Here is a 17,003-nt window from a genome sequence, read left to right on the forward strand (position 1 = left end):
GTCGTCTCATTCGGCTGGTCTGCGGTAGCAGATGAGGCTGCGGGCGATGGCAGTGAAAGCCAGGAAGTGCCCGGCCTTGCGTTCGTAGCGACGGTGCAGACGGCGGCAGCCGCCCAACCAGGACATCGGGCGCTCGATCGTCCAGCGACGCCGGCCCAGCCGGGTGGAGGACTCGACGCCCTTGCGGGCGATACGGTGCCGGATGCCTCGCTTGCGCAGCCATCGGCGCAGGTGGTCGTAGTCGTAGCCCTTGTCCGCGTGCAGCTTGGCGGGCCGTCGTCTGCGCGGGCTGCGGCGGGAGCGGATCGGCGGGATGCCGCGCACGAGCGGCTCGAGTGCCTGGCGGTCGTGAAGGTTAGCGCCGGAGCAAGGTGATCTTTTGAGCCCTTCTTGCCCCGGTCCGAAGGGGTGCCTCCGGGGCGGAGGCAGGTGCGGGCGGACCCAGAACCTGTGGGCGGCCCCCGGCCCGGAGCCGCCCACAGGTTCGGTCCCTCGTCAGTTCCAGGGAGATGCGGTGAGCCAGGTGGTGTCCTGGGCCCACGACTTCGTGCTGTCCCAGGCGTTGGTGCCGCCGTTACTGGCGATGTAGGCCGTGTAGTTGTAGTGGCGGAGGTACTTCGTCGGGAAGTTGACGGACTGGAAGGAGGTGCCGACCCCGCTGTTGCCCGCGGTGGGGCAGAAGGTGGCGTCCTTCGCGAACGAGCTGCCGCCGTTGTCGGTATTCAGATACAGCTGGTAGTTGGAGTGGCGCAGGAACTGGCCGGGGTTGTTGGCGGACTCGAAGGTCAGGCAGGAGGAGTTGGCCAGGCCGGCGCGGACGATCCAGGTGGCGTCGGCCTTGTCGGTGGCCGAGCTGGAGGAGTTGATGCTGGAGATGACGACCTTGGTGTCGGCGTCGTTGTGGCGGAGGTAGTGCGAGGTGCAGCAGGGGGCGGTGGTCGCCTGCAGGGAGATCCGGGAGCCGGGGGTCAGTGAGCCGGTGCCGGTCGAGCCGCTGTTGTAGCCGGCGGCGGTGATGTTGGCCTGGACGGCGTCCTCGGTGGCGGCAGAGGGGTAACCCGAGGTCATGACGCCTTCGTAGAAGGTGCCTTGGCCGGTGTTGCTGTTGTCACCGCCGATCCCGAGGATGATCGCGCCCTGCTTCTTCATCGGGTTGTAGCCGGTGGCGTTGGGGCGCACGCCGTCGTAGAAGGTGGACAGGCCGCCCGACTGGGCGTTGCCGCCGCGGATGGCCCACTGGTTCGGGCCGCCCTTGACGATGGCGGTCACAAACCGGTGGCTGATGGTCGGGTCGCCCGCGTTGAAGCCGCGGTTGACCCCGGAGAACAGGCCGTTCTCCAGGTCGGCCATGATCCAGGGGCCGCTGCCGCTGCCGGAGCCCCAGCCTGTGCTGTTGCCGAAGTAGACGGCCTCCATGGTGCCGTTGCCGTCGTCGTTGCCGCTCGTCTCGGCGTTGCCGTAGTCGAAGCAGCAGCCGCCGTTGTAGTGCGTGCCGTCGAAGATGGCGTACATACCCTCGGGCTGGTCGCCGGTGGCGATGCCGTTGGTGTTGTTGTTGCGGTAGCCGGTGCCGGGGGCGACGTAGACGCCGTACGCCTTGTGGCCGCCGACCGTGATCGGCGCCTCGAAGGCGTTGGCCAGGTTGTCGTTCCCGCCCTCGGCCGGACCGGGCCAGTAGCCCTTGAGCGCCTGGGTGAGCTTGTTGCCCTTGCCGGACTGGTCGTAGATGACGGTGATGACGCAGCTGGTGTTCGCGCAGAAGGCGTCCTGCTGCGCGGCGTCGGCGACACCTCCGGCGGTCAGCAGGCCGATGTCCTTGGTCGTGTTGTCGGAGGCGCGCTTGACCTGGTACAGCGGGCCGTTGTACGTCCCGTACAGGGCGCGGGTGGTGCTGTGTGCGGCGACGCAGGGGGTGCCGCCCGCGGCGTAGATGTCGCACGGCCCCTGGGCGGCGGCCTGCGAGGGGGCGGCCGTGGCGGTGAGCAGGCCGGCGGCGAGCGCGGCGGTGGCACCGGCCGCGAGGAGCGCGCGTCTGACGCCGCGTATCCACGGTGGCTTGATCATGAAGGGACTCCTTCATCAGTGGGGATGTGAGGGTGAGCGCCGACCAACCCCTGATGTCCGGCGGTGCGGACGACGGGGGGTTGTGTGGACGCCTCCGTGCCTGGGGCAGCTTCGGCCGTCTTCGGCACCGGAATCGGGGCGGGCTGCTCGTCAGCCACCACGCCGCGGCCGCCGGGGCGTTCGGTGACGGACGCCAGGAGGTGCAGGCGTCAGCCCTGGAGGCCGGCACCCCTGGCGATGCGGGTCAGCTCGTCACACGGAAGGTGGCGTCGCTGCGCCCCGTCGCGGTGGTGACCGGGTCGAGCTTCAGGTAGTAGGCGTAGTGGCGGATGTACCGGTCGGGGTGGTTGTACGACTGGAACGACGACCAGGTCGAGTCGGCGAGCCCGGCGACCTTGCGGAAGGTGGCGTCGGCGGCGAACTGGGCGCTGCCGTCGTTGTAGGCCAACTGGAAGTCGTAGTTGGCGTGCCGCAGGAAGTACCCGGGGTAGTTCACCGACTCGAAGGAGACGGTGCCGTCGCTCGTCAGGCCGGGCCTGAGCCGGAACCGGGAGTCCTCGACGGGGGTGACGTCGGGGTCGATGCGCACGTCGAAGTTGATCTGGCGGACGTATCGGTCCTGGAAGTTGTACGACTGGAGCCGCTGGGCCGGGGTGTTGGGCCAGCGGGCAAGCACGCGGCTCTCCTCGGCGGCGGTGAGGGTCGTGATCGCGCCGTGGCGCTTCGGGGTGCCGCCCATGTCGTAGCCGGTCGCGTCCTGAAGCCGGTAGGTGCTGACGTCGAACGGGTTGGTCGTCAGGATCGGCCTGTACTCGCGTACGCCTTGCGGGTTGTTGTAGTCGATGTAGAGGGCCCACTCGCTGCGGTCCCTGAACTTCATCCAGACCGGGCCTTCGACCACATTGCCGGTGAGGCCGATGCTGGAGAGGTTGCCGAGGTTGGTCCACGTCCCCAGGATCGAGTTGCTGCCCTCGACGTTGTTCTGGCCGTCGCCGGAGACCCGGATGTAGCGGTAGGGGCCGGTGCCGGCGGGCATTTCCGTCATCTGGGTGTCGACGACCGGAGTGCTGCCGGGCGGGTCGATCCAGATCTGCGGGGTGGTGATGGTGCGGAAGTCCTTGGTGCGGGCGGAGTAGATGCGGTACTTGAAGATGCCGTTCACCGTGGCGTTGGTCGCCCAGTACAGGACGTAGTCGTTGGTCTCGGGGTTGAAGATCGCCTCCGGCGCCCACGCGTTCTTTCCGCCGGGGATCAGTCCGGCGGCGCCGAGCACCCACGGCTTCGACCAGGTCACCAGGTCGGTCGACTCCCACACCACGAAGTTGGGGCTGCCGTTGGTGTACGTAGAGCCGCAGCGGATGCACAGGTCGGTCGCGATGATCCAGTACTTGCTCCCGTCGGGAGAGCGCACCAGTGCGGGGTCGCGCACCCCCTTCGTGCCGATCAGGGAGTTCAGGACCGGCGCTCCGCCGTTGAGGTCGTTCCAGTGCAGGCTGTCCGTGCTGTGCGCGAGGTACAACATCTGACCGGTCGCGGAATCGCCGGTGAAATGCACCATCAGGTAGCCGGGGTCGGCGGCGGCCGCCCGCACGGGTGTGGTCAGGGCTTGGCCTGTGAAGAGGAGGCATACGGCGAGCAACATCACCGACAGCCGGGCGCGGAGCGCAGACATGGGATCTCCTGTCGCGTGCGGGTGCCACCCCCGGCTGGGGGAAGCGCGGCGGCGGGGGGGAACTTGGTCGCGGAATCGGGCGGGACAGGACCCGAACACCGCGCGAGCCGGAAGGGCGGATCCGGACAACGGTGTTTCACCGCTGCGCCCATGGCGCCATGGTGACGGATGGTCAGGGCGCGCGAGCACGCGCATCCACCCAGGTGGGGAGGTGTTGCGACACGGGCCGGGTGTCTGTGCTTCTCAGGGCCCGTGAAGGTGTTTCAGGTGCGCGGCGCTTCGGCCGGAAGCCTTCATAGCCAACTCACTGTCCACTGAGGCATGTTGAACGATATGTCGAACACTGTTCGTGAAATCGGGCAGAGGTTAAATCCGGACAGGAGGGCGCGTCAAGACATCCAACGCATCCGATCCACTGACGTACAAATGACCGATCCGGCACTCACCCGACCCCCTGGCCCGGCTCATACGAGATGTGCCACGTCCGCTTCCGACGGGACGACGGGGTCCAGTTCCGCTGATCGACCATGGCCGGCGGCGCGAACAAGCGCCGCGCCCCGCGCCGCCGGGTACGCGAAGCTGACCGCCAACCCGCATTCGCGGAGCGGCTGCACGGCCCGTCCGCAGGCCATCGTGTACCGGGGCGTGGAACTGCGCCCCCGCAGCACGTGGCCGCAGAACTACGGGATGGCCCGACAGTCGGTAAGGATTTTGCGTTCACAAGGGCTAGACACAGGCAACGTCCGTGTCCGTTAATCCATCCAATGTGTCAGCGAAGATGTGCGTTCTGCATTTCGGACGACGTTCGAAAAGCCGAACCGCGTGAGGGGGATGTCGTCGGCCTGTCGGCCGTAGGGCGCCGCGTCGGCAGCACACAAGCCCGTGACGCGCCACGCCCGACCGTCGACGTGTGAGCCGGCGCATCAAACGTCCAAGCAGTCGCTCTGCCGTACTGAAAGGCTCAAGATGTCTTCCTCCGTCAGCCGGCGTCGTCTCCTGCAACTGACCGGGGCCACCGTGGCCGCCTCTGCCACCGGATCCTTCCTCGGCGCGTCTTCCGCCCAAGCGGCCGTCCCTCCCGCAAGGGCCGACATCGGGGTCTTGGCGTACCCCTTCGAGCTCGGCCAGGTCCGGCTCACCGCGAGCCGCTGGCTGGACAACCAGAACCGCACCCAGAACTACCTGCGGTTCATCGATGTCGACCGGCTGCTGTACAACTTCCGCGCCACCCACAAGCTGTCCACCAACGGTGCGACCGCCAACGGCGGCTGGGACGCGCCGAACTTCGGCTTCCGCACCCACATCCAGGGGCACTTCCTCACGGCATGGGCACAGTCGTACGCCGTGACCGGGGACACCACCTGCCGGGACAAGGCCACTTACATGGTCGCGGAGCTGGCCAAGTGCCAGGCCAACAACAGCGCCGCCGGTCTCAGCCCCGGGTACCTTTCCGGCTACCCCGAGTCCAACTTCACTGCTCTCGAGCAGGGAACCAGTGGCGAGGTGCTGTACTACACGATCCACAAGACCCTCACCGGCCTGCTGGACGTATGGCGCCACATCGGCAGCACACAAGCCCGGGACGTGCTCCTCGCCCTGGCCGGATGGGTCGACTGGCGCACCGGCCGGCTGACCACCCAGCAGATGCAGACCATGCTGCGCGTCGAGTTCGGTGGCATGAACGCCGTGCTGACCGATCTCTACCAGCAGACAGGCGACGCACGGTGGCTCACCGTGGCCCAGCGGTTCGACCACGCCGCGGTGTTCGACCCGCTGGCGGCCAACCAGGACCAGCTCAACGGAATTCACGCCAACACACAGGTCCCCAAGTGGATCGGTGCCGCCCGGGAGTACAAGGCCACCGGCACCACCCGCTACCGGGACATCGCCACCAACGCCTGGAACATCACCGTCAACGCACACACCTACGCCATCGGCGGCAACAGCCAGGCGGAGCACTTCCGCGCCCCGAACGCCATCGCCGGCTACCTGACCAACGACACGTGCGAGAGCTGCAACACCATCAACATGCTCACCCTCACCCGGGAGCTGTTCACGCTCGACCCGAACCGCGTCGCACTGTTCGACTACTACGAGCGGGCATGGCTGAACCAGATCATCGGCCAGCAGAACCCGGCCGACGACCACGGCCACGTCACCTACTTCACCCCCCTCAAGCCGGGAGGCCGACGCGGTGTCGGCCCGGCGTTGGGCGGCGGCACCTGGAGCACCGACTACGGCACCTTCTGGTGCTGCCAGGGCACGGGCCTGGAGATGCACACCAGGCTGATGGACTCCATCTACTTCCACAACGACACCACGCTGACCGTGAACATGTTCGTGCCCTCGGTGCTCACCTGGACCGAGCGCGGTATCACCGTCACCCAGACGACGACCTACCCTGTCAGCGACACGACGACCCTTCAGGTCACCGGCAGCGTCAGCGGAACGTGGGCGATGCGCATCCGCATCCCGAGCTGGACCACCGGGGCCACCATCAGCGTCAACGGCGTCGCGCAGAACATCACCACCACGCCCGGCAGCTACGCCACCCTGAACCGCTCGTGGACCTCCGGCGACACGGTCACCGTCCGCCTGCCCATGCGGCTCGGCATCCGACCGGCCAACGACAGCGCGAACGTCGCCGCGATCACCTACGGCCCGGTGGTCCTGGCCGGCAACTACGGTGACTCCACGCTCAGTGCCCTCCCTGCGCTGACCACGTCCTCGATCAGACGGACCAGCAGCAGTTCACTCGCCTTCACCGCCACCGCCAACGGCTCCACCGTCAACCTCGGCCCGTTCCACGATGCGCACGGCTTCAACTACACCGTCTACTGGAACACCACCGGCAACACCGTCCGTCTCGTCAACGCGAGCAGCGGTCTCCTGCTGGGCATCCAGGACATGTCCACGTCCAACGGCGGCCGCGCTCTGCAATGGACGGACAACGGCACCGCCGACCACAACTGGGAAATGATCACCGACGGAGGCGCGGTCCGCTTCCGCAATGCCAACAGCGGCAAGGTGCTCGGCGTCCTGAACATGGACACGGCAGACGGCGCGACCGTCCTCCAATGGTCGGACAACGGCACCGCCGACCACAAGTGGACCCTGCTCGACCAGGGCGACGGGACCTACAAGATCCGCAACGTGAACAGTGGCAAGCTGCTCGCCATCGCGAACAACTCCACCGCGGTCGGCGCGTTCGCGGTCCAGGACGCGGACGACGGCACCGCCGACAACCGGTGGCGCATCGTGCTGAACTAGCGTCCGTCGCGGAAGGCGGGCTTGGTCGTTCTCCCTCATTTGCACTCAGCTCCTTCGATCGTCGTTCGTCATACCGGACAAAGCTTGTGGCGGTGCCTCTCGGACCCGCCACAAGCGGCTTCCGATGCCCATCACCTTTCTTGTAGAGCCCGGTTGGGACTCGTGGCCTTCGGGGCCGGTATGACTCTTTGCCCCTGTGACTTCACATCGATCGATGTGTTCTGCACCCTGGACGTGGGCAAGTCCACTCACCACGGCACGGCCCTGCTGCGTGATGGCCGCATCACCTTCGACTTACTCATCTGCCGGGCCTGTCGATGCGCCGACTCTCCGATTGCCACCCCGGCACGGGCAAGACCGGCGCTCGCGACGCCCAGGTCATCGCCGATACCGCCCGCACCATGCCCCACCTGCTGGACAGCATCGACCCCGCCGAGAGCGTGCAGGCCGAGCTGACCATGGTCCTGGGCTGCGACGACGACTTCGCCCAAGACACCACCCACGCCTCCAACCGGCTGCGCGGACTGCTCACCTCCGTCCCCCGGCCCTGGAACGCGTCCTGGGACCGCGACTGCGCCACCCGGGGGCCCTGGCCCTGCTGCAGAGGTTCGGTTTCCCGGCCGCATTGGCCCAGGCCCCCGCCGAGGAGCTCATCGAGGCCAGGACCGACGCAGCCCCACGCATACGGACCCCACGGGAGCTGGCCGGACAGATCCATGCCGCCCTGGCCGAGCAGACCGTTCAGGTCCCCGGCACGGCCTCGGGCGGCGAGACTATCTCCGGGCTGGCCGAGTCTCTCGCCGTTCTTCTCAAGCGCCGCCAGGTCCTGGAGACCCGCATGACGGCCCTGCTGGAGGCCCACCCTCTCGCGAAGGTCCTGACCTCCATGCCCGGGGGCGCGGTCAGGACCGGTGCCCGCATCCTGGCCGAGGTCGGCGACGCCCTTTCCATCTCCCAGACAGGCTCGCCGACCAGGTCGTTCACAGCGCCGGACTTCACGTCCGGGGAGTCGGTCGCGGTGCTGGCGGAGCTCTACCGACGAGATGGCGGATGGAAGATCCGCGCAGTGGGACAGGGCTACGCCTCCGGTCTGGCCGGTCTCGCGACCGACTACGGCGTCGATGCGCTGACCGGCGTCCGGCCACCGCACCCCCGCCCGTCGGGAGCCGGCACTGACGGAACCGCCGGGAGACACCAATCGCGCTGCACGCAGCAGGCGTTGGGGCTGTACGGACCTGTCCGACCGGGACCTTCGGCACCTCCGCGAGCCCCGTACGGCCGCTCCCCCGGTCCGGCACGGCGCAGAAGCATCGGTCCCGACCGACTCATCCGCAGCGACCGGCACAAGGAGCACAGCAATGCCCAGGACCTCAGCGAGTGGTGAACGAGCGGCGCCCGCCCCCCGGGCGGCGCTCGGTCTCCCGGCCGCGTCCGCGCTCGTGATCGGCACGATCATCGGCACCGGAATCTTCGCCCTCCCCTCCGCCCTCGCCCCGTACGGGCCGGTCTCCCTGGTCGCCTTCGTCGTCGTGACCCTGGGCGCGGTGGCGCTCGCGCTGACCTTCGGGGCGCTGTCGAAGCGCGTGCCGGCGAGCGGTGGGCCGTACGTCTACGCCCGGGAGGCGTTCGGGGAGTTCGCCGGATTCCTCAACGCCTGGTCGTACTGGATCACGGCTTGGGCCGGGAACGCGGCGATCGCCGTGGCCTGGGTCGGCTACGTCGAGGTGTTCGTCAACACGGGGCACACGACCTGGATCTCGATGAGTCTCGCTCTGGGCGGGCTCTGGGTCGCGGCCGCGACCAACCTCAGCGGCGTCCGCACCATGGGCGCGTTCCAGGTGGTCACCACCGTGCTGAAGTTCGTGCCGCTCGTCTTCATGGCGACCGTCGGTCTGTTCTTCATCGACCCCGACAACTTCGGTGCCTTCAACTCCAGCGGTCAGCCGGCGGTCGGCGCGATCTCCGCGGCGGCGGCCATCGCCCTGTTCAGCTACCTCGGCCTGGAGGCCGCGTCGGTCGTCGCCGGCCGGGTCCGGGACCCGGAGCGCAACGTGCCGCGCGCCACCGTGTACGGGACGCTGCTGTGCGCCGTCATCTACATCCTCGGCACCCTCGCCGTCTTCGGAACCGTCTCGCACGGAGCGCTCGGCGACACGACCGCGCCGTTCACCGACGCCGCGAACAACATGTTCGGCGGCACCTGGGCGGGAGACGTGGTGGCCGTCGCCGCGATCGTCTCGGGCATCGGCGCCCTCAACGGCTGGACCATGCTGTGCGCCGAGATGCCGTACGCCGCGGCCCGCGACGGGCTCTTCCCCGACGCCTTCGCGAAGCTGCGCGGCGAGAGCGGCGTCCCGGCCTTCGGGGTCATCGCCTCCACCGTGCTGGCGTCGCTGATCACCGTGTTCAGTTACACCCGCTTCGAGGATGTCTTCACGAAGATCGTGCTGCTGAGTGTCCTCACCGCGGTGATCCCGTATCTGTTCTCCGCCGCCGCCCAGATGTACTGGCTGCTGGTGCGCGGCCGGGAGACCCTGAGCCCGCGGCGCCTCGCCCGCGATGTCACCGTCGCCGCGCTGGCGCTGGCCTTCTCCTACTGGTCGATCCAGGGCAGCGGCTACCAGACCGTCTACTACGGGCTGTTCGTGCTGCTGCTCGGCGTGCCGGTCTACGTCTGGCTGAAGCGCGGCCAGGGCCGGTACGGCGACGAGGCCGCGGTGATCCCCGCCGCCCGTGCCCCGCGCGAGGAGCGCGCCCCCGAGACGCCGGCCCCGCCCAAGCGGCTCTCCCGAGGACTGGGCACCAACCGCGTCGGCGGCCCGCGCAAGCGCAACGCCCACCGCCACCAGGACTGACCACCGTCCACCTCACGACAGGGGAAACCACGCCATGACCACGTTCCATGTCGACTCCGAGGCCGGCCGTCTGCGCCAGGTGATCCTGCACCGCCCCGGCATCGAACTCTCCCGCCTCACCCCGCGCAATGTCGACGCGCTTCTCTTCGACGACGTCCTGTGGGCCAAGCGCGCCCGAGAGGAGCACGACGCCTTCGCCCAGGTGCTGCGCGACCACGGCACCCGCGTGCACTACTTCGCCGACCTGCTCGCCCGGACCCTCGACGGCGACGAGGCCCGCGACTGGCTGCTCGACCGGGTGGTCACCCCGGCCACGGTCGGACCGGCGCTGATCGACCCGGTCCGTGACCTGTGCGCCGAGCTCGACGGCGAGACCCTTGCCGGGCATCTCATCGGCGGACTCCTCAAGAGCGACCTGCCGCTCGCCACCCCGCACAGTCTGGTCTGGAACGCGCTGGACGCCGACGACTTCGCGCTCGCGCCGCTGCCCAACCACCTCTTCCCGCGCGACAACTCCTGCTGGGTGTACGACCGGCTGTCGGTCAACCCGATGGCCAAGACGGCCCGGCGGCGGGAGAGCCTGCATGCCGAGGCGATCTACCGCTTCCACCCGATGTTCGCCGGCGTCGCACCGGCGCCGATCCTCGACGGCTCGGTGGGCACGCTCGAAGGCGGTGACGTCCATGTCCTCGGCAACGGCGCCGTCATGGTCGGCATGGGGGAGCGGACCACCGCGCAGGCGGTCGAGAACCTGGCCACCCGGCTCTTCGCCGGCGGCACGGCGCGGCAGCTGATCGCCGTCCAACTCCCCGCCGCCCGCGCCTACATGCACCTCGACACCGTGCTGACGATGCTCGACCGCGACACCTTCGTCATCTACCCGGGCCTCGCCGACTCCCTGCGTTCCTGGACGCTCACGCCCAGCGGCACCCGCGAGTGCGGCTTCGACGTCGCCCCGAACTCCGATCTGGCCACCGCCCTCGCCGAGGCCCTCGACCTCGACAAGGTCCGGATGCTCTCCGCCCCGCAGGACATCCGCAACGCCGAACGCGAACAGTGGGACGACGGCAGCAACTTCCTCGCCCTCGCCCCCGGAGTCGTCGTCGGCTACGAGCGCAACGTCACCACCAACACCTATCTGCGCAAGCAGGGCATCGAGATCGTCACCGTCGCCGGCGCCGAACTCGGCCGAGGCCGCGGCGGCCCTCGCTGTATGAGCTGCCCGATCGAACGCGCCCCGGCCGCCTGAACCCCAGGGGGAACCACCATGACCATCGACCTGCGGGGCCGCTCCTACCTGAGCGAACTCGACTTCACCGCCGCGGAGATCCACCACCTCCTCGACCTGGCCGCCACCCTCAAGGCGGCCAAGCGGGCCGGCACCGAACAGCCCCGGCTGACCGGCCGGAACCTCGCCCTGATCTTCGAGAAGACCTCCACCCGCACCCGCTGCGCCTTCGAGGTCGCCGCCGCCGACCAGGGCGCCGCCACCACCTACCTGGGCCCGGGCGACACCCACATCGGCACGAAGGAGTCCATCGCCGACACCGCCCGCGTCCTGGGCCGCATGTTCGACGCCATCGAGTACCGCGGCTCGGACCAGTCGCTGGTCACCGAACTCGCCGCCCACTCGGGTGTTCCCGTCTGCAACGGGCTCACCGACACCGCGCACCCCACCCAGAGCCTGTGCGACGTCCTGACCATGCACGAGCACAGCCCCAAGCCGCTGCCCGACATCGCCTACTGCTATCTCGGCGACGCGCGCAACAACATGGGCAACTCGCTGCTGTCCATGGGCGCCCTGCTCGGCATGGACGTGCGGATCGCCGCTCCCGCCGTTCTGTGGCCGGATCCCGCGCTGGTCACCACGTGCAGGGAACTGGCCGAGCGCAGCGGCGCCCGGATCACCCTCACGGAGGACGTGGAGACCGCCGTCCGCGGAGCCGACTTCCTGCACACCGACGTCTGGGTGTCCATGGGCGAGCCCGCCGGCACCTGGCGGGAGCGGATCGAACTGCTGCTGCCGTACCAGGTCAACGACAAGACGCTGGCCGCCACCGGCAACCCGGACGTGCGGTTCATGCACTGCCTGCCGGCCCTGCACGACCGCCGTACCCGCCTCGGCAACGACCTCTTCGCCACCTACGGCCTGGACGGGCTGGAAGTCACCGACGACGTCTTCTCCTCGTCGGCGTCGATCGTCTTCGACCAGGCGGAGAACCGGCTGCACACCATCAAGGCCGTGCTCGTCGCCACCCTGGAGGACTGAAACCATGCGTATCGTCGTCGCCCTCGGCGGCAACGCCCTGCTGCACAGAGGCGAACGCCCCGACGCCGCCGTCCAGCAGGCCAACATCGACCGGGTCACCACCGCCCTCGCCGCCCTCGCCCATGAGCACGAGCTCGTCCTCACCCACGGCAACGGCCCCCAGATCGGGCTGCTCGCCATGGAGAGCGCCGCCGACCCCGCGCTCAGCGCCCCCTACCCCCTGCATCTGCTCGGGGCCCAGACCCAGGGCATGATCGGCTCCCTGCTCGCCTGCACGCTGCACGACGCCCTGCCGGGCCGACGCATCGTCACCCTGGTCACCCACACCCTCGTACGGACCGACGACCCGGCTTTCGCACGGCCCACCAAGTTCGTCGGCCAGGTCTACTCCCGGGACATGGCCCGCTCCCTTGCCCGCAAGCGCGGCTGGACCATCGCACAGGACACCACCGGCTGGCGGCGCGTCGTCCCCTCCCCGGCTCCGGAACGGATCCTGGAGACCGACACCGTCCACGAGCTGCTCAACAGCGGCACCCTGGTGATCTGCGCGGGCGGCGGAGGCGTCCCCGTCACCGCCGACGACGACACCGGCGCGCTGACCGGCGTGGAGGCCGTCGTCGACAAGGATCTGACGGCCGCGCTGCTCGCCGAGGACCTGAAGGCCGACTTCCTGCTCATCCTCACCGACGTCCCGTGCGTGTACGAGGACTACGGCAGACCCGACCAGCGCCCCGTCCTCGACGCCACCCCCGCCGAGCTGCGCCGCAGGGGCTTCCCCGACGGCTCGATGGGGCCGAAGGCCGAGGCGGCCGCCCGGTTCGTGGAGCGGACCGGCGGGCTCGCCGCGATCGGGGCCCTGGACGCGGCGTACGAGATCGTGCACGGCCGGTCGGGCACCCTGGTCCGCCCGGACCTCACCGCCGGCTGACCGAGGGGGCCGCGAGCGGATCGGCGTCCGCGACTTCGTCCAGGCCGACTGCACGCCCTACGAGGGCGACGCGTCGTTCCTGACCGGCCCCGCGGACCGTACCCGGGCCGTCTGGACGAAGGTCGGTTCGCTGGTGCCGGAGGAGCGGGCGCGTGGTGTCCGCGTACGCCCTCGCTCTCCGCGCGGCGGTGTCCGCCGAGTCCAACGACTCCTGGAGGCAGGGCCGTTCGGCCCAGCGGTCGTGGACCTTCGGCATCCGGCGCCGACCGGTGTGCGGGGCCAGAGTGAGTGACGTCAGAGAACGACCCGACCCCCCTCGAAGGGAACCACGACCATGGCCGTGCACGAGCACCCTCGCCACAGCTCCGGCTTTCACCTGCCCTCGTTCCGCGGGTACCGGGCCACCTCCGCGCCCGAGTCCGCGTCGGCGCACACCGGCACGCACTCCGCGCGGGCCTACGTCTTCGCGGCCCTGCGTCTGCTCACCGGGTTCGTGTTCCTGTGGGCCTTCCTCGACAAGACCTTCGGCCTCGGCTACGCCACCCCGTCCGGCAAGGGCTGGATCGACGGCGGCTCGCCGACGAAGGGCTTTCTCGGCTCCGTCGCCGTCGGGCCGATGGAGTCGACCTTCCACTCCTGGGCCGGCGGCCCGTGGGCGGACTGGCTGTTCATGCTCGGCCTGCTCGGGATCGGCCTCGCCCTGGTGGCCGGGGTCGCGCTGCGGATCGCCGCATGCGCCGGCACCGCGATGATGGCGCTGATGTGGATCGCCGAGTGGCCGCCCGCCAAGCACCTCTCGGACGGCTCGGCGAGCATGTCGACGAACCCGTTCGTCGACTACCACCTGATCTACGCCGTCGCCCTGGTCGTGCTGGCCGCTGCCGCCGCCGGCGACACCCTGGGCGCGGGCCGGCTCTGGGCCAGGCTCCCGTTCGTCCGCGACCGCGGCTGGCTGCGCTGATCACCGCTGCGGCGAACCCCTCGAAGACGGCGCTGGAACCGGATTCCCTGCCCAGGAGGTGGAGATCATGCTCCGCACCATCACCGTAGGTCTCGACGGCTCGCGTGAGAGCGGGGCCGCCGCCGAATGGGCGGCACGCGAAGCCGAACTGCGCGAGCTGCCGCTGAAGATCGTCCACGTCTGGGAGCCGGTGCCGGAGCCGATGGCTCAGACGCCTCTCCTGGGAGCCGAGACCCAGCAGCACTGGACCGAGCGCATTCCCCGGCGCGCCGCCGAGGGCATCGGCCTGCGCCACCCGGGCCTCGAAGTGATCAGGGAGCAGCTGTCCGGACACCCCGGTGACGTCCTCGGCGAGGCGGCGAAGAGCGCCGAGATGCTCGTCCTGGGCTCGCGTGGCCTCAGCGGCATCGGTGGTTTCATGGTCGGCTCCGTGGGCCTGTCCGCCGTAGCGCACGCGGCTCGCCCCGTGGTGCTGGTCCGCGCGCCGGAAGTGGCCGCCGACGAGCACGAGCCGGACCCGGCCGGCCTTCCCTCCGCGGCGACGCCCTTCCTGCCCGTGGTCCTCGGACTCGACGTCGAGCACCCGGACGAGACGTTGATCGAGTTCGCCTTCGGCGCTGCCGGCTGCCGCGCGACGTCCCTGCGGGTCGTCCACGGCTGGAACCCGCCGCCTTACTACGCCTACGGCATGCCCGCGAACCCCGCACTGCACGAGGCGCTGTCCCTCGCCGACGCCGAGGCCCTGGCCGGGGTGCTGAGGCCCTGGCGGAAGAGGTACCCGGACGTCGAGGTCATCGAGGAGTCCCGTTACGGCAGTGCGGCCGTGCACGTCGTGGACGCCGCGCGCGAGGCCTCGCTCGTCGTCGTGGGCCGGCGTGTCCGCCGCAGTCCGTTCGGCGCGCACATCGGCCCTGTCACGCACGCCGTCCTGCACCACTCCACCGCCCCCGTCGCCGTCGTCCCCCACGGCTGACCCGCCCCGCATCACCCCTGATCACTCGCGAGGAGAAGAGAGCCATGAAGGCAGCGGTCGTACGAGCGTTCGGCGAGCCCCTGGTCATCGAGGAGCGCCCCGACCCCGAGCCCGGTCCCGGCCAGGTCCGCGTCCGGGTGGAGGCCTCCGGGCTGTGTCACACCGACATCCATGCGGCGCACGGTGACTGGCCGGTCAAGCCGAACCCGCCGTTCGTCCCCGGCCACGAGGGCGTCGGCCTGGTGGAGGCCCTCGGCGAGGGCGTCACCCATCTGTCCGTCGGGCAGCGGGTGGCCGTGCCCTGGCTCGGCAAGGCGTGCGGACGGTGCGAGCACTGCCTGTCCGGCTGGGAGACCCTCTGCGAGCAGCAGGTCAACACCGGCTACGGCTGCGACGGCGGCTACGCCGAGAAGATGCTCGCCTGGGCCGACTTCGCCCAGCCGGTGCCCGACGGGATCACCGCCCTGGAGGCCGCACCGCTGACCTGCGCCGGGGTCACGACGTACAAGGCGCTGAAGGTCGCCGACGTCAAGCCCGCCCAGCTCGTCGCGATCTCCGGCGTCGGCGGCCTCGGCCATCTCGCCGTGCAGTACGCGAAGATCGCCGGCGCCACGGTCGCCGCGATCGACGTCACCGACGAGAAGCTCGCACTCGCCGCCGAACTCGGCGCGGACATCGTCGTCGACGCCCGCAAGGAGAACGTCGGCGAGGTGCTCAAGCGGCACGGCGGCGCCCACGCGGCCATCGCGCTCGCGGTGAACGACGCGGCCTTCGAAGCGGTCGACTCCGGACTGCGGCGCGGCGGCAAGCTGGTCATGGTGGCCCTGCCCGCGCACGGCACGGTCCGGCTCCCCATCTTCGACACGGTCCTCAACGGCACCTCCGTGATCGGCTCGATCGTCGGCACCCGGCAGGACCTCGCCGAGGTCTTCCAGCTGCACGCGGCCGGCCGCACCAAGGTCGTCTACGAGGCCCGCCCCCTCGCCTCCGTCAACGACTCCATCGACGAGGTGCTGCGCGGCGAGGTCAAGGCCCGGATCGTCTTCGACCTGGAGGCGGGGCGGTGAGCGCCGTGGTGCTCCCGATCGTCGCCGGAGTGGACGGCTCCGAGCCGAGCCTGCGGGCCGTCGACTGGGCGGCCGACGAGGCAGCCCTGCGCGGGCTGCCGCTGCGGCTGGTGTACGCCTCCCTCTGGGAGCGGTACGAGGGCGAGTCCCTCGCGGACGATCTCGGCCGGACGTCGGAGCAGGTCACGGCCGAGGACATCGTGCGGACCGCCGCACAGCGGGCCCACCTGCGCCGGCCCGGTGTCGCGGTCTCCACCGACGTGCTGCCGGAGGAGCCCGAGTACGCGCTCGTCCACGAGGGACGCAGCGCCGCCGCGCTCGTGCTCGGCACCCGCGGGCGCAGCGGCTTCGTCGAGATGCTCCTCGGGTCGGTCAGCCTGACCGTCGCCGCCCACGCGGTCTGCCCGGTGATCGTGCTGCGCGGCAGCAACGCCCACCAGGCCCGGGCAGGCGCGCACGGCCGGGTGGTCCTGGGTGTCGGCGAGAAGGGCACGCACTCCGCCTCCCTGCGCTTCGCCGCCGAGGAGGCGAGACTGCGCCGTGCGACGCTGGACGCCGTACGGGCCTGGCGGTGCCCCGCGCACGAGACCACCGACCACCCCCTGCTCGCAGGTGAACCCGCCCGTCTGCACGAGCAGCATGCCACCGAGATCCTCGACGAGGCGCTGAAGGACGCGCCGGCGGACGTGGACCTGCGCCGACGCACGGTCGAGGGTCCCGCCCGCAGGGTCCTCCTGGAGGCCTCCCACGAGGCGGACCTGCTGGTGGTCGGCGCCCGGCGCGACCCGGGGCACCTAGGACTCCACCTGGGGCGCGTCGCCCACGCGGTGCTGCACCACTCCGTCTGCGCCGTCGCGGTCGTACCCGAGCAGGGGTGAGAGAAGTGGCCGGCTGCTGAAGCTTCACCAACTCCGCCCGCAAACACACGAGTTCTTTCCCGTACA

13 protein-coding genes and 1 pseudogene are annotated in these 17,003 nt (G+C 70.0%); 10 read left to right on the top strand and 4 right to left on the bottom strand.

Annotated features, from left to right (window positions below):
* Positions 1-6: 6 nt before the first annotated feature.
* The 3 genes and pseudogenes from U5640_RS41530 to U5640_RS41540 form a co-directional block, all read right to left on the bottom strand.
* A pseudogene (locus U5640_RS41530) lies at positions 7-366 on the bottom strand (transposase); the annotation flags it as partial.
* Positions 367-495: 129 nt separating this feature from the next.
* Positions 496-2,064: an alpha-L-arabinofuranosidase B gene (locus U5640_RS41535; protein WP_340384391.1), complete on the bottom strand. Its 1,569-nt coding sequence runs from the start codon at positions 2,062-2,064 to the stop codon at positions 496-498.
* 244 nt (positions 2,065-2,308) lie between these two features.
* Positions 2,309-3,736 (bottom strand): glycoside hydrolase family 43 protein, encoded by a 1,428-nt coding sequence (locus U5640_RS41540; protein WP_340384392.1) that lies wholly within the window; start codon positions 3,734-3,736, stop codon positions 2,309-2,311.
* Positions 3,737-4,702: 966 nt separating this feature from the next.
* Between U5640_RS41540 and U5640_RS41545 the strand changes: the two genes are divergently transcribed.
* Positions 4,703-7,006 (top strand): beta-L-arabinofuranosidase domain-containing protein, encoded by a 2,304-nt coding sequence (locus U5640_RS41545; RefSeq protein WP_340384393.1) that lies wholly within the window; start codon positions 4,703-4,705, stop codon positions 7,004-7,006.
* Between the two features lie 248 nt (positions 7,007-7,254).
* Here the strand turns inward: U5640_RS41545 and U5640_RS41550 are convergent, their stop codons facing one another.
* Positions 7,255-7,497, bottom strand: a complete 243-nt coding sequence (locus tag U5640_RS41550) for a hypothetical protein (protein ID WP_340384394.1) — start codon at positions 7,495-7,497, stop codon at positions 7,255-7,257.
* A gap of 134 nt (positions 7,498-7,631) precedes the next feature.
* Here U5640_RS41550 and U5640_RS41555 point away from each other — a divergent pair, with 134 nt between their 5' ends.
* From U5640_RS41555 to U5640_RS41595, 9 genes are all read left to right on the top strand, one after another.
* Entirely contained in the window at positions 7,632-8,390 is a 759-nt protein-coding gene (locus tag U5640_RS41555) for a TerD family protein (protein ID WP_340384395.1), read from the top strand.
* On the top strand, positions 8,365-9,861 hold the full coding sequence (locus tag U5640_RS41560; protein ID WP_340384396.1) for an amino acid permease: 1,497 nt from the start codon (positions 8,365-8,367) through the stop codon (positions 9,859-9,861). Before U5640_RS41555 ends, U5640_RS41560 begins: the two co-directional genes overlap by 26 nt.
* A gap of 34 nt (positions 9,862-9,895) precedes the next feature.
* Positions 9,896-11,110, top strand: a complete 1,215-nt coding sequence (locus U5640_RS41565; protein WP_340384397.1) for an arginine deiminase — start codon at positions 9,896-9,898, stop codon at positions 11,108-11,110.
* Positions 11,111-11,128: 18 nt separating this feature from the next.
* Positions 11,129-12,130 (top strand): ornithine carbamoyltransferase, encoded by a 1,002-nt coding sequence (gene argF, locus U5640_RS41570; protein WP_340384398.1) that lies wholly within the window; start codon positions 11,129-11,131, stop codon positions 12,128-12,130.
* A gap of 4 nt (positions 12,131-12,134) precedes the next feature.
* Positions 12,135-13,058: a carbamate kinase gene (locus tag U5640_RS41575; RefSeq protein WP_340384399.1), complete on the top strand. Its 924-nt coding sequence runs from the start codon at positions 12,135-12,137 to the stop codon at positions 13,056-13,058.
* A 334-nt stretch (positions 13,059-13,392) separates the two neighbouring features.
* The gene (locus U5640_RS41580) at positions 13,393-14,019 is read left to right on the top strand and encodes a hypothetical protein (protein ID WP_340384400.1); all 627 of its coding nucleotides are present in this window, start codon (positions 13,393-13,395) and stop codon (positions 14,017-14,019) included.
* A gap of 67 nt (positions 14,020-14,086) precedes the next feature.
* Complete coding sequence (locus U5640_RS41585) at positions 14,087-14,992, top strand: universal stress protein (RefSeq protein WP_340384401.1); 906 nt, start codon at positions 14,087-14,089, stop codon at positions 14,990-14,992.
* Between the two features lie 44 nt (positions 14,993-15,036).
* On the top strand, positions 15,037-16,059 hold the full coding sequence (adhP, locus tag U5640_RS41590) for an alcohol dehydrogenase AdhP (RefSeq protein ID WP_340384402.1): 1,023 nt from the start codon (positions 15,037-15,039) through the stop codon (positions 16,057-16,059).
* Between the two features lie 5 nt (positions 16,060-16,064).
* Positions 16,065-16,937, top strand: a complete 873-nt coding sequence (locus U5640_RS41595; RefSeq protein ID WP_340385649.1) for a universal stress protein — start codon at positions 16,065-16,067, stop codon at positions 16,935-16,937.
* Positions 16,938-17,003 lie beyond the last annotated feature (66 nt).

This window comes from Streptomyces sp. SS7, from assembly GCF_037993025.1.
Lineage (GTDB): Bacteria > Actinomycetota > Actinomycetes > Streptomycetales > Streptomycetaceae > Streptomyces.

Bases quoted from the DNA above. Each gene is read 5' to 3' on its own strand.
- U5640_RS41580 (WP_340384400.1), top strand. From the start codon at position 13,393: ATGGCCGTGCACGAGCACCCTCGCCACAGCTCCGGCTTTCACCTGCCC.
- U5640_RS41560 (WP_340384396.1), top strand. From the start codon at position 8,365: ATGCCCAGGACCTCAGCGAGTGGTGAACGAGCGGCGCCCGCCCCCCGG.
- U5640_RS41535 (WP_340384391.1), bottom strand. From the start codon at position 2,064: ATGATCAAGCCACCGTGGATACGCGGCGTCAGACGCGCGCTCCTCGCG.
- U5640_RS41565 (WP_340384397.1), top strand. From the start codon at position 9,896: ATGACCACGTTCCATGTCGACTCCGAGGCCGGCCGTCTGCGCCAGGTG.
- argF (WP_340384398.1), top strand. From the start codon at position 11,129: ATGACCATCGACCTGCGGGGCCGCTCCTACCTGAGCGAACTCGACTTC.
- adhP (WP_340384402.1), top strand. From the start codon at position 15,037: ATGAAGGCAGCGGTCGTACGAGCGTTCGGCGAGCCCCTGGTCATCGAG.
- U5640_RS41545 (WP_340384393.1), top strand. From the start codon at position 4,703: ATGTCTTCCTCCGTCAGCCGGCGTCGTCTCCTGCAACTGACCGGGGCC.
- U5640_RS41540 (WP_340384392.1), bottom strand. From the start codon at position 3,736: ATGTCTGCGCTCCGCGCCCGGCTGTCGGTGATGTTGCTCGCCGTATGC.
- U5640_RS41585 (WP_340384401.1), top strand. From the start codon at position 14,087: ATGCTCCGCACCATCACCGTAGGTCTCGACGGCTCGCGTGAGAGCGGG.
- U5640_RS41575 (WP_340384399.1), top strand. From the start codon at position 12,135: ATGCGTATCGTCGTCGCCCTCGGCGGCAACGCCCTGCTGCACAGAGGC.